Source organism: Parapedobacter sp., assembly GCF_053550995.1.
The window spans coordinates 1-11,483 of sequence record NZ_JBMQOC010000104.1 but is presented as its reverse complement, the minus strand read 5'-3'; the positions used below and the strand labels follow the sequence as shown (position 1 = coordinate 11,483).

Here is an 11,483-nt window from a genome sequence, read left to right as displayed (position 1 = left end):
GCCGGCGCGCCCAACGCGTCGACCCGCCGCTCGGTCTCCGCGTCTTTGATAAGCTCCGGGGCATGATGCGGTTTTTTGCGGGCGTCGATAATCAGGGGACCGCGGCACCCCCAATGTTTATGCGTTGTAAAACTATTTACACCGTGGATGTCGTGCGAGGGATTGCTCCGTGTAAAGGTAACCCACACGAAATTGTCGGTATTTGCTGCTGTAAAAGCCGCATCATCGCAAAGCACCACTAACTGGATGCCCTTGAAATCGACATCACGCACTGCGTGGCACCACCTTTCGATGCGGTTAGTTTCCGTCGCTTCGTCCGTATAGGGAGGGGCTTCTACGGCCATTATGCCGGGCAGTGCTAGCATACCCACCGAGAATGGCTGGGGCAAGGCAAAGCCGCCCGGCAATTCGATGGCCAGTTCGCGCTTCTTGCTACCTACCGCCGCAAAAACGACCTTGGAACCCGCGTTGAGGCCATCGCCGGTGTAGTCCAGCGTATCAATAGTGGTTTGCGTGTGGAAATGAAGGTCGCGTTCCAAGTCAATCCGTTCAAGCATATGCGCCAGGAACGCCGTGACATCGTGGATGTCTAGTTGCGGATTGTCTTGATGTGCTGAAATAAACAGGTATTTGGCCAGGCTCAGTTGGTTTTTGCCGAGTATCTGGTTGGCGATGGTGAGGATTTCCTGCGGCCGTTGCGTCTGCATGTAAGGCGTGTAACGTTCGCTACCGATGGCGAACAACAACGGGTGCACACCGGCAGCATCCACTGCATGCACCGCATGAAGCCCATTGATTTCCTGTGGGATAGCCGATCCGGTGATTTCGTGTATCAGCGCTCCGAAGCTGGTGTCCTCCTGCGGAGGGCGCCCCACCACGGTAAAAGACCAGATGGGGTCTTTACGGTGGTATACCTTGTGTACACGCATCAGCGGAAAGGGGTGCACCAGGCTGTAATAGCCTAAATGATCACCAAAAGGCCCCTCCGGCTTGTTCTCTTTTGGATAAACCGTGCCCGTGATGACGAAGTCAGCATCGGCCGAAATGCAAAAGCCCTCCGCATCATAGAAATAACGGAACCTCCTGTTGCCCAGTGCTCCTGCAAAGGTTAATTCGGATAACCCTTCAGGTAATGGCATCACGGCGGCCAAGGCGTGGGCTGGCGGTCCGCCAACGAAAATACTTACCTTCAGCGGTTGGCCCAATTCGTTAGCTTTGGTCTGGTGGATGCCGATACCACGGTGTAATTGATAATGGAGACCTACCTCCGTATCGGGCGCATAATCGTTTCCGCCCAGCTGGATGCGGTACATGCCCAGGTTGGCATGCATCGCGCCCGGTTTGGAAACATCTTCGGTGTAAACCTGGGGCATGGTTACGAACGGGCCGCCATCCATTGGCCAATTGATCACCTGTGGCAACTGGCTGATGCGGGTAGTGCCGTGTAGAATGGGGGCATTTCGTTTTGTTTTCCACGGCAGCGCGGAAAGCGCTGTCGTAGCCACGTTTGCATAGCGGAATGGCTTTTTCAGCGCCTGCATCGGATCGGACTTCACGTCGACCAGCACCTTGATTTTATCGAGGGTATCCCTGAACATGAAACGGGAGCGTTCGAGCGTGCCAAACAGGTTTGACACTGCCGGGAAGGGACTTCCCTTTACGTTTTCAAACAATAGGGCGGGCCCTTTGGCATCATACACGCGCATGTGGATGGCCGCCATTTCCAAATAGGGGTCTACCTCCTGTTTGATACGGACGAGGTGTCTGTGGCGCTCTAAATCACCGATACATGCTGCGAGGCTGCGATATCCCATGGTGTTCGTGTTGTCTTACGCAAAGATAGACTAATTATGCACAACCGGTGCCGCTATCCGTCCAAGGTCGGCTAGAACCTCGCTCAGGATACGGTACGACTTCAGTCGGGCACCCTGATCGTAGATGTTTCCCGTGGTCATCAACTCATCAACATCGGTCTCCTCAATAAAAGAGGCAAGCTGTTGTGCCAGGCTTTCCGGTCCGCCGATAAAGGTGCATGCGGTCATCTGTTTAACGGCAGCTTCCACGTCGGGCGACCAATATGGATCCATGGAAGGCACGGGTGGTTGCAGAGGTCGCCGCGTGTTGGTGACGATGCCCAGGAACATGCGGTACATGCTGGTTGCCAGTACGTGGGCTTCTTCGTCCGTGTCTGCTGCGATAACATTGATGCAGGCCAGCACGTATGGCCTATCCAGCTGTGCCGACGGTTTGAAATGCTGCCGGTAAATGGCGGTGGCACGGTGGAACTGGGCGGGGGCGAAATGCGACGCAAACGCGTAGGGCAGTCCCAGTTCTGCGGCCAGATAGGCACTATCCGTGCTCGACCCGAGTATCCAAATGGGGATATCGAGCCCTTCACCGGGGAACGCCCGTACGCGACCCGCGATGTTATCATCGCTGAAATACAGTTGGAGTTCTCGGATATCCGAGGGGAAATGGTAGGCCGTGCCGAGATTATTGCGGCGTAGGGCCGCGGCGGTAAGCTGGTCGGTGCCGGGTGCGCGACCCAGTCCCAAGTCTATGCGGCCCGGGTAAAGCGATTCCAGCGTGCCGAATTGCTCGGCGATGGCCAAGGGCGCGTGGTTGGGCAGCATGATGCCGCCGGAGCCGACACGGATGTGGTCGGTGTTGCCGGCCACATGGCCAATCAGCACCGAGGTGGCCGAACTCGCGATATTGGGCATATTGTGGTGCTCGGCAAGCCAGATGCGGGCGTACCCGAGTTGCTCGGTATATTGTGCTACTTCAACCGTGCGTGCGATCGCCGAGGCCGCGTCACCACCTTCGATGATAACCGAAAGATCGAGCGCGGAAAGCTTGAGTTGTTTGTGCATAACCGCAAAGTACAGCAATAGCGGCCTCAAGCACAAACGGTGGTCAGCATTTTGATGCAAAGATGACCAATAGCTCGTCGTTGGGGCCGGTGCAGAAGAATAACTGGCGGCTGCCGTCTTCACTGATGCGATGTCGCATACGCAGCGCCTCCGCTTTGAGCGGAAAATTCCGTGTGCTTACGTTTCCTTGCCAGGTGGCCTTCGATTTCTTGAAATCGCCATAGCTCATCACGTCGGTTATCCTGAATATTCTCCCCATAAAGTCGTCGTCCGGTTCGCTACCGGTATACAGATGGGTGTGGCGGTGGAGTTTGTCCAATCCGTAACGTGTACTTATCAGTTTGAAGGCGCCCGATTTGAGCAGTGCCGCATCGGGCTCATGGAGGTATCCCGTGGGCGCGCCGAATGTGGGGTTCGCCGTTTGCTCCTCGGAGGGCATGAAGGCGAACCATGCCACGGCATCCGCTGTCAGTGCGGTGGCCACAAACTGCGGTTCGCCCGTATGTCCGCGATCTATGACAAACAGGAGTTCCTTGCATTCGTTGCCGGTACTGATGATATGCACCGCGCTGACGCATTTCAAGACCTGCAGGGCGGCCGTAATATCCAGTAAGGGCGCGGATTTAACAACCAGTTGTGCTACTTTTCGGAGTAGTCCGTGCTGGTTGGCAACCACATCGGGCACACCCTCCTCCAGCCGGAATACCTTGCGTTGCGCCACGCGGCGCGATGGATCGATGTAGGCCACATCAAACGTATTGTCTGGCAAGTCTTGCACGTGCCGGAGCCCATCCGTGGTCATGAAGCTGCCATTCGTCACACCCAATACGGATGCATTATGGCTGGCGATTTCAGAAAGGTCGGCATTGGTTTCGCAATGGGTAATGGCTGCCGCCCGTTGTGCGAAGAAGAGTGTATCGACACCGAAGCCACCGGTGAGGTCGATGATGCGCGAGCCTTTGGCTATTATGCCGGCCTTGTGGGTGGCTGTAACCTGCGAGGACGCTTGCTCAATGGAGAGCTTTTCGGGATAGTAGATGCCCGATGTTTCATACCATACCGGCAACTTTTTACGGCAACGCTGGCGGCCATCCAGTTGCTGCGCCAATTCGGCCGGCGAAACCGTTGGAAACGGACTTTTGCGCAATGCCATCGTTGCCGGGTCGATGTGCTCGTGCTCCCTTAAATAGTGTTGTACTTCAGGTGTTAGGATGTGTCGATTCATGCGGTGCTTGTTAAGAGAAAACCAGTTGCTGGATATGTGCAAAAGAGTCCTCGGCAGCTTTGAGTTGCCTTTCACTGGATTGCTCCAGCTCCGTGCGGTCGATCTGTAGTGCCCGGACCACACCCTGGTGTATGCCATCCAAAGGTACAGTGCGGTTTATCCCGGCAACCCCCCAGGTCTGTAGGTAACTGTGGAGTTTTGGCACGGCCACACCGACGTAAGGTACGGCGTAGCTCATGGCTGTAATGGCCCCGTGCAGGCTGGTTCCCACGTAAACACGGGCATTGGCAATAAGATACATGATGTCCCATATGGTTACCTCATCGAACAAGGCGGAAGGCTGGGTAAGGGAGGGGGCGATGCACTTCAGTGCCACGTGGTCGTCGTGGTTGAGCGCTTTGCCAATAGGGCAGAGGCATAGATGTAGGTCCGCTTGTGAAGCAACGGCGTCGAGTTGCTTGGCAATTAGCGGTTCGTTGCCCCGGGCGTGATTTTCTTTTGCTTGGAAGAATATGTACCTATTCCGGTTTTTTGCCACGTAGTCGGCGACTCGTGAAGATACGCGTTCGGCGAGGAGGACCACGGAATAAAATTTCGCCATCAGGATGGCCGAATCGGGGGAAAGACGTGTCTGGATACCCTGTTCGGTTAAATTCCGTTGCGTGGCCCCGTCGCGCACGGCAAAGTAATCGACGCCCCGTAACTTATCCCGAAGCCCACCGAACCGGTCGAAGGTAGCGGGGTCTATTTCGGATCCTCCCAAGGAGTTCAAAATTACCCGGTCTACGCCGGCGAAGTCCATTGCCGTGAACACAAAAGGTAATTCGGTCTCACCACGCAGCTTTCGTCGGGCAAATGCGTTGAGGTCGAATACCTTATTGATGTGGTGGTGGAAGCGGTGGGTGCGTTTAAATGTGCTGCTCAACGCCAGCAGCAGTGAACTCCAAGTCACCGCCACAGCCTCACCGCCCGCGACGATAATGCTGGTGTGGCCCGTGCTTTCGCGGCAGGCGCGGTAGAATGCTTGTATGTTTTCGGTTGGCTTGCCGCCCAGTAAAGCTAGATTACTCTCGACAATGCCGAAGTAACGCGTGTCGAAAGCCTGCCCATAGGTTGCCAATTGAGCCTCGATGACGAGCGGAAAAAGGAGGTCGCCATAATTGAAGCGATCGAACGCGCCGATGATGAAGATATGGTTTTCAGTAGCCAATGTGTGGAAAATGAAAGAAACCTAACAAGATTCGTACCTAACTAAAATAGGGTATACTATTCAACAAGCCCCGCGTCATGCAATTGCCAGATGGGGGAGGCCGCGCGGAGCTTCTTAACGGCGTCCGTGAGCTGCTTAATGACCGTGCCGATTTCAGCTTCGGTATTGAAACGACCCAAGCTAAACCGTAAGGATGCGTGGGCGTCTGTAGGCGAAAGTCCCATCGCCATCAGCACATGGGAAGGGTCGCGCGTGCCGCTTACGCATGCCGAGCCGGAGGCAAGGGCAATATCGGGGACAGTGACCATGATTTGGTCGGCCCGGAGGTGCCTGAATGTGATGTTACTCACATGTGGAAGGCGCGGTGCATCCCGGCCATTTATGGCCGTAGCCGGTATTTTGGATAATTGACTTTCCAGCATGTCACGTAGGCGCATCAGCCGTGGCATTTCGCCAACCAGTCGTTGCCGGGCGATTTCGGCTGCTTTTCCCAATCCTACGATGCCGGGCACATTCAAGGTGCCTGCGCGCAACTTGTTTTCTTGCCCGCCACCGTGCAACAATGCCCCAGTCTGTATACGTTTGTTACGGCGGCGGATGTATAGTGCACCGGTACCTTTCGGGCCATAAAGTTTATGGGCGCTTAAACACAGCAGGTCGGGCCCGGACTTGCTGAGATCAATCATCATTTTCCCCGCTGCTTGGGTAGCATCGCAAAAAAACAAAGCTTGGTGATTATGGACCAGCTCAGCGATGTCAGCTATAGGATGGAGCACACCGGTTTCGTTGTTGGCCCACATCAGCGTCACCAAGACTGTGTCCGGACGGATGGCCGACTTCAGCGCATCCAGCTCGATACAACCATCGGGTGTCACAGGTAGGTAAGTTACCTCGGCACCTTTTTTTTCGAGGTAAGCGAGGGTATCCAATACAGCTTTATGCTCGGTACGGCAGCTGATGATGTGTTTGCCCTTGCTTTGATAGTACTCAAATATGCCTTTGATACCCATATTGATGGCTTCCGTAGCTCCGGATGTGAAGGTGATTTCGTTGGCCGCTGCACCGATGAGGGTAGCCGTTTGTTCGCGGGCGGCATCGATGGCCGCCGCAGCCACCCGGCCGGCCCGGTGCGTAAGGCTGGATGCATTTGCAAAATGGGTGGTAAAATAAGGCATCATTGCCTCCAGCACATCCGGGTCTATCGGTGTGGTTGCATTGTTGTCCAAATAGATCAACCTGTCCATGTTGCGAATTTATAAACAATTTTACCGCAGCGGGTGTTTTCTGAATAACTTTAACACATAAACACGATAACGATGAAGTTTACCAGAAAGGCAAGTGCCCATTGGAAGGGCACCGGAAAAGACGGTAGCGGTACCGTCAGTACGCAAAGTAACGTATTGGACAAAACCGCTTACTCCTACAAGACGCGCTTCGAAGATGGAGTGGGAACAAACCCAGAAGAGCTGATAGGAGCGGCGCATGCGGGTTGCTTCACCATGCAACTCAGTTTCCTACTCAGTGAAAAAGGGTATACGCCCGGCCACCTCCACACGGAGGCAAAAGTGACGTTTGAAGACGGGAGTATCACCCTCATAACGCTAGATTTGAAGGGAACCGTTGAGGGGATTTCCGAATCGGAATTTGAAGAGATCGCTGAAAAAGCGAAGACCATCTGCCCGATTTCTAAACTACTGGATACGACCATTGAATTGACGGCTGTCCTGATGTGAGAACCATCGGAAAACACTTGTAAAAAAAAGCAAGTTTATGTATGTTTGCACCGGCTAAAATGAGCGGTTGCCGACGTAGCTCAGCTGGTAGAGCAACGCATTCGTAATGCGTAGGTCGTAGGTTCGAATCCCATCGTCGGCTCATTACCAAACCACAATTCCATAGGATTTGTGGTTTTTTTCTTTTTTACCGTTTACGGTAGACATTCATTCAGCTCTGTTATTGTATGTAAAAACAAATTTACCTATGTTTGACATCCAAATCCGATTGCTGCATGCTATTCGAACCCTTATTAGCGCTTCTTCTAGTCGACTATCTTCGGCGAAAGGTTGATCCCAAGCAAGCAGACTATGATATCCGTAGGTATGCCATCAACGGCCGTTATTTAGTTATCGGGCTCATTATATTGGATATCGTTACTGAAGAATTGTTCCTTGTCGATATCGCCATCCGCCTTTGCGTGGTCGCGTTGATGTGGCTTGTCTACTCCCGTAAAGAGCTCCATGTGGCGAAGAGCCTGATGTTTTCCATGATCCCCTATGTGATCGCTTCGTTCGTGGGGGATGTGGCCGGGGCCATCGATGCGGACTTTTATGAAACGTATAAGTACGTGTTTGAAAGTGCTAATTTGTTCGGGATGTTGTGGTTTGGCGCCATGTGGTTCGTCAACCGCAGTCAGCGGAGAGCATTGGAACGTGAGCGCATCAAACGCGAAGCCGAAGAAACGCGCGTACGTGTCATGGCAGAGATGAAAGTGAATCTCGAAGCGGAAGTTGCGCAGCGTACCGCCGAGCTACAGCAGCAGAAGGAAGAGCTAGAACAAGCATTGGAGGAACTGAAGCATACGCAGGCCCAGCTTATCCACTCTGAAAAAATGGCTTCGCTAGGCGAGTTGACGGCAGGCATTGCCCATGAGATCCAGAACCCATTGAACTTTGTAAATAACTTCTCGGAAGTGAGTGTTGAGCTACTTGACGAACTCAAAACCGGCCCATTAGCGAACTTGCCCGAAGAAACAGCGGATGAGGTCGGAGAAATCATGGATGACCTGGTCCAGAATCTCGAAAAAATCAACCTGCACGGCAAACGTGCAGACGGGATTGTGAAAAGCATGCTTCAGCATTCGCGGAGCAGTACCGGCGAGAAGAGTGAGACGGATATCAACGCATTAGCCGATGAGTATATGCGCTTGAGCTACCACGGTCTGCGTGCAAAGGACAAGTCGTTCAATGCGATGATGGAAACCGACTTTGCCGCAGACTTACCCCGAATAGCGGTGGTGCCGCAAGATTTGGGCCGCGTATTGCTCAATTTGTTCAACAACGCGTTTTATTCGGTGAGTGAAAAGAAAAAGAACAGCGTGTCCAACAGCTACGAGCCCACAGTTGCCGTGGCCACGCAACATGTCCAACAGCCAAATGGCCGCGATGCGGTGCAGATTACCGTCCGCGATAATGGCCTGGGTATTCCGAGGGCAATCCTCGATAAGATATACCAGCCCTTTTTTACGACGAAGCCCACCGGACAGGGTACCGGCTTGGGCCTTTCGATGAGTTATGATATCATCCATAAAGTACATGGCGGTGAAATGCAGATAGATACTGAGGAAGGGGAATATGCCGCATTTACCATAACCATACCGGCATAAGATGACAATGAATATACTAGTTGTAGACGATGAGTCCGATATCCAACCCCTATTCAAACAGCGTTTCCGTAAGGAGATCAAAGGTGGTGAGGTAACCTTCCATTTCGCCCGCTCGGGCGAAGAAGCGATGATCTATCTAGGGTCGGCGGCGTCACAGGTGGTGCTTATCCTGTCGGATGTAAACATGCCGGGTATGAGTGGGCTCGAGTTGCTGGAGCATATCCGCGAATCGTATCATACCGCACCGCCATTTGTGATGATGATAACGGCGTACGGCGATGAAGACAGTTACCGACGGTCAATGCAGCTCGGTGCCGATGATTTTCTCACGAAGCCATTGGATTTTGGGTTATTGAAAGCGAAATTAAAAGACCTTGACGCACATGGCTAAATTATTGGTAGTAGATGACGAGGCGGACCTGGAAGTACTGATCCGCCAGAAGTTCCGTAAAAAGATCCGTGAAAAGGTTTACTCCTTCGTGTTTGCACGTGATGGAAATGAAGCTTTGGCTATATTGAAGGAACAAGACGATATCGATGTTATCCTGACCGATATCAATATGCCCGGTATGGATGGTTTGACATTACTTACCAAGTTGCCTGAAGCGAATCCGGTTATCAAAGCCGTGATGGTGTCTGCTTACGGCGACATGGATAATATCCGAACAGCGATGAACCGGGGAGCATTTGATTTCGTTTTCAAACCGGTCAATTTCGACGATTTGGGAACCACCATCGAAAAGACGTTACAACATGTGGCGCAATTGAAAAGTACATTGCAGGCAATCAAGGAGAACAATATCTTAAAGATGTACGTGGACGAGAACGTGCTCAATTTCATGACCCACCAGGAATTTGAAAGAAGCCTTACGGACAATGAAACCGTAGAGGCTAGTGTATTATTTGTCGATATCTGTGGGTTCACGGCCATCACCGAACATGTAGGTGCGGACCGTGTAGTGAAAATGCTTAACAACCTGTTTGATGTCATCGTAAAGGAGATTATCAATCATCAAGGCCATGTCGATAAATTCATGGGCGATGCCGTCATGGCGGTATTCAGGGGAGATTACCACATGGACCGGGCAATCGAGGCGGCTTTAGCGGTAAAGGAGCGTATCGCTGAGATGCAACCTGTCGATTTGGGAGAAGACGCCTTCAAGCCAGCGGTCTCCATCGGTATCAATTCGGGCGAGATGATCTCGGGTAATATCGGCTCCGCTTCGTTGCGGCGGTTGGATTATACCGTTATTGGCGATACCGTAAACGTAGCGCAACGATTACAGGGAGTGGCGAAGCCCGGCCAAATACTCGTTGCGGCGCACGTGTATGAGAAAGTTAAACAATCATTTGATTTGCAGGAAATTGGTCCTACCCAGTTAAAGAATAAAGCGAAGCCCGTGGCGGTGTATGAAGTGCTCGCTTAATGCTCGCGCGCCCGTCGCTTCAGTACACCACCCGCAACTTCCTTGATGGTATGCGTATATACAAATGCTTGGGGGTCGATGGCCCTTACCATGGTTTTGAGCCGTCGTACTTCAAATCGCGTCACTACGGTGAATACGATATCAACCGGGTGGCTTACATCGAAACTCCCTTTTAGGAATCCCCGTTCGCCCTTGTACAGGGTGATGCCTTTACCCATTTCATTGACTAGGCGCTCTTTGATGATATCGCTCTTCGAAGAGATGATATTCACGGCTGTATACTCCTCAAGCCCTTCAATTACGAAGCTGATGCTCCGAGAGGCCGTATAATAGGTTAGAATGGAGTATAGCGCGGTAGGTAGCCCCAATTGGATAGCTGCAATAAGGAAGATAATGATATTGATACCAAGGATAATCTCGCTGATGGTAAAACTGCTTCGCCGGAGCGTGTAGAGTGCCAGGACTTCGATCCCATCTAGTGCACAACCACCCCGCATCGCGAGACCTACACCCAATCCCATCAGCACGCCGCCGAATATCGACACGAGCAATTTATCTGACGTAATAGGCGGGTAGGGCACATATAGGAGACAGATGCCCAGTAAGATCACACAACCCAGGGTTTTTAACGCAAACTGCTTGTTTACTTGGTAGGCGCCCATAATGATGAGCGGTAAGTTGGCCAGTACAATGACATAGGCAATGTTGATGCCGTATATCTCGTGGATAAGCAGGGCGATACCGGTCATCCCACCATCGAAAAAATGGTTCGGTATTAAAAAACCCTTCAGGGCAAAGCCGCAGCATAGGATACCGCAGACAACGTAGATGAGATCTCGGGCAATGGCCCGCCATTGGGTATTCGATATGGTCATTTTTAGTCGATTAAGCCATCAGCTTTTTGTAATTCTCTTCTTTCTTTTTGCTCCTGAGCCGATTGGATGTCGCTGTAAAATAGCGATGGTTTTCAAGAAAAGCACGTTGCAACTCGTTATACGCCTCATGCGACTCGATGGTGCCCAAATTGCGCATTTCGTTGTAAAGCAACTGGCTGCGGGCTGAAAAATCGTCACGTCCTAGGTAATCCAAGTCGGCATCGCAGATAATCTCTTCGAGGTGATCGGAGGGCTCCTGCGGTATCTCTGTGGCCATGATGAGCCCGCAGATACATGAAATGTCTGCCTCGGTGTATCCGAATGATGGTAATACGCCTTGGGCAATGGAACAGGAATGCAGCTCGTGGCTTTTCGCATGGATGAGAAAACCCGCATCGTGGAATAACGCGGCGGTAAGCAGCAATTGCAAGGCCCCGTCACGGACACCCTCCTGCGCCGCTATCCGCTGGGCTGCCAGGTATACATCCCTG

11 protein-coding genes and 1 tRNA gene are annotated in these 11,483 nt (G+C 52.4%); 5 read left to right on the top strand and 7 right to left on the bottom strand.

Features of this window, described 5'->3' with window-relative positions; all coding sequences use genetic code 11:
- The 5 genes from ACO1NT_RS13770 to ACO1NT_RS13750 all read right to left on the bottom strand — a co-directional run.
- Window positions 1-1,814, bottom strand: a 1,814-nt coding sequence (locus tag ACO1NT_RS13770; protein ID WP_449049253.1) for a UbiD family decarboxylase, incomplete at its 3' end; no start/stop codon positions are given.
- A gap of 30 nt (window positions 1,815-1,844) precedes the next feature.
- Window positions 1,845-2,873, bottom strand: a complete 1,029-nt coding sequence (locus ACO1NT_RS13765) for an LLM class flavin-dependent oxidoreductase (RefSeq protein WP_449049252.1) — start codon at window positions 2,871-2,873, stop codon at window positions 1,845-1,847.
- Window positions 2,874-2,916: 43 nt separating this feature from the next.
- A complete protein-coding gene (locus tag ACO1NT_RS13760; RefSeq protein WP_449049251.1) occupies window positions 2,917-4,098 on the bottom strand; it encodes a THUMP-like domain-containing protein in 1,182 nt (393 codons plus the stop codon).
- A 10-nt stretch (window positions 4,099-4,108) separates the two neighbouring features.
- A complete protein-coding gene (locus ACO1NT_RS13755; protein WP_449049250.1) occupies window positions 4,109-5,308 on the bottom strand; it encodes a polysaccharide pyruvyl transferase family protein in 1,200 nt (399 codons plus the stop codon).
- A 56-nt stretch (window positions 5,309-5,364) separates the two neighbouring features.
- Window positions 5,365-6,552: a cysteine desulfurase family protein gene (locus ACO1NT_RS13750; protein ID WP_449049249.1), complete on the bottom strand. Its 1,188-nt coding sequence runs from the start codon at window positions 6,550-6,552 to the stop codon at window positions 5,365-5,367.
- A gap of 72 nt (window positions 6,553-6,624) precedes the next feature.
- On the opposite strand from ACO1NT_RS13750, the gene ACO1NT_RS13745 reads away from it, so the two are divergent.
- The 5 genes from ACO1NT_RS13745 (at window position 6,625) to ACO1NT_RS13725 (ending at window position 10,117) form a co-directional block, all read left to right on the top strand.
- Window positions 6,625-7,041 (top strand): OsmC family protein, encoded by a 417-nt coding sequence (locus ACO1NT_RS13745; RefSeq protein ID WP_449049248.1) that lies wholly within the window; start codon window positions 6,625-6,627, stop codon window positions 7,039-7,041.
- Between the two features lie 69 nt (window positions 7,042-7,110).
- Window positions 7,111-7,183: transfer RNA gene (locus ACO1NT_RS13740), tRNA-Thr, on the top strand.
- Window positions 7,184-7,316: 133 nt separating this feature from the next.
- On the top strand, window positions 7,317-8,690 hold the full coding sequence (locus ACO1NT_RS13735; RefSeq protein WP_449049247.1) for a sensor histidine kinase: 1,374 nt from the start codon (window positions 7,317-7,319) through the stop codon (window positions 8,688-8,690).
- Between the two features lie 7 nt (window positions 8,691-8,697).
- On the top strand, window positions 8,698-9,081 hold the full coding sequence (locus tag ACO1NT_RS13730) for a response regulator (protein WP_449049246.1): 384 nt from the start codon (window positions 8,698-8,700) through the stop codon (window positions 9,079-9,081).
- The gene (locus ACO1NT_RS13725) at window positions 9,074-10,117 is read left to right on the top strand and encodes an adenylate/guanylate cyclase domain-containing protein (RefSeq protein WP_449049244.1); all 1,044 of its coding nucleotides are present in this window, start codon (window positions 9,074-9,076) and stop codon (window positions 10,115-10,117) included. Before ACO1NT_RS13730 ends, ACO1NT_RS13725 begins: the two co-directional genes overlap by 8 nt.
- Here ACO1NT_RS13725 and ACO1NT_RS13720 read toward each other — a convergent pair.
- Window positions 10,114-10,992 carry a YitT family protein gene (locus ACO1NT_RS13720; RefSeq protein ID WP_449049242.1) on the bottom strand — a complete coding sequence of 293 codons (879 nt, stop codon included), beginning with the start codon at window positions 10,990-10,992 and terminating at the stop codon, window positions 10,114-10,116. The genes ACO1NT_RS13725 and ACO1NT_RS13720 overlap by 4 nt on opposite strands.
- A gap of 10 nt (window positions 10,993-11,002) precedes the next feature.
- A partial coding sequence (locus ACO1NT_RS13715; RefSeq protein WP_449049241.1) for an HD domain-containing protein occupies window positions 11,003-11,483 on the bottom strand: 481 nt, incomplete at its 5' end.

Excerpts from the sequence above, each read along its gene's own strand:
- ACO1NT_RS13765 (WP_449049252.1), bottom strand. The coding sequence starts at position 2,873 with ATGCACAAACAACTCAAGCTTTCCGCGCTCGATCTTTCGGTTATCATC.
- ACO1NT_RS13760 (WP_449049251.1), bottom strand. The coding sequence starts at position 4,098 with ATGAATCGACACATCCTAACACCTGAAGTACAACACTATTTAAGGGAG.
- ACO1NT_RS13750 (WP_449049249.1), bottom strand. The coding sequence starts at position 6,552 with ATGGACAGGTTGATCTATTTGGACAACAATGCAACCACACCGATAGAC.
- ACO1NT_RS13745 (WP_449049248.1), top strand. The coding sequence starts at position 6,625 with ATGAAGTTTACCAGAAAGGCAAGTGCCCATTGGAAGGGCACCGGAAAA.
- ACO1NT_RS13735 (WP_449049247.1), top strand. The coding sequence starts at position 7,317 with ATGCTATTCGAACCCTTATTAGCGCTTCTTCTAGTCGACTATCTTCGG.
- ACO1NT_RS13730 (WP_449049246.1), top strand. The coding sequence starts at position 8,698 with ATGAATATACTAGTTGTAGACGATGAGTCCGATATCCAACCCCTATTC.
- ACO1NT_RS13725 (WP_449049244.1), top strand. The coding sequence starts at position 9,074 with ATGGCTAAATTATTGGTAGTAGATGACGAGGCGGACCTGGAAGTACTG.
- ACO1NT_RS13720 (WP_449049242.1), bottom strand. The coding sequence starts at position 10,992 with ATGACCATATCGAATACCCAATGGCGGGCCATTGCCCGAGATCTCATC.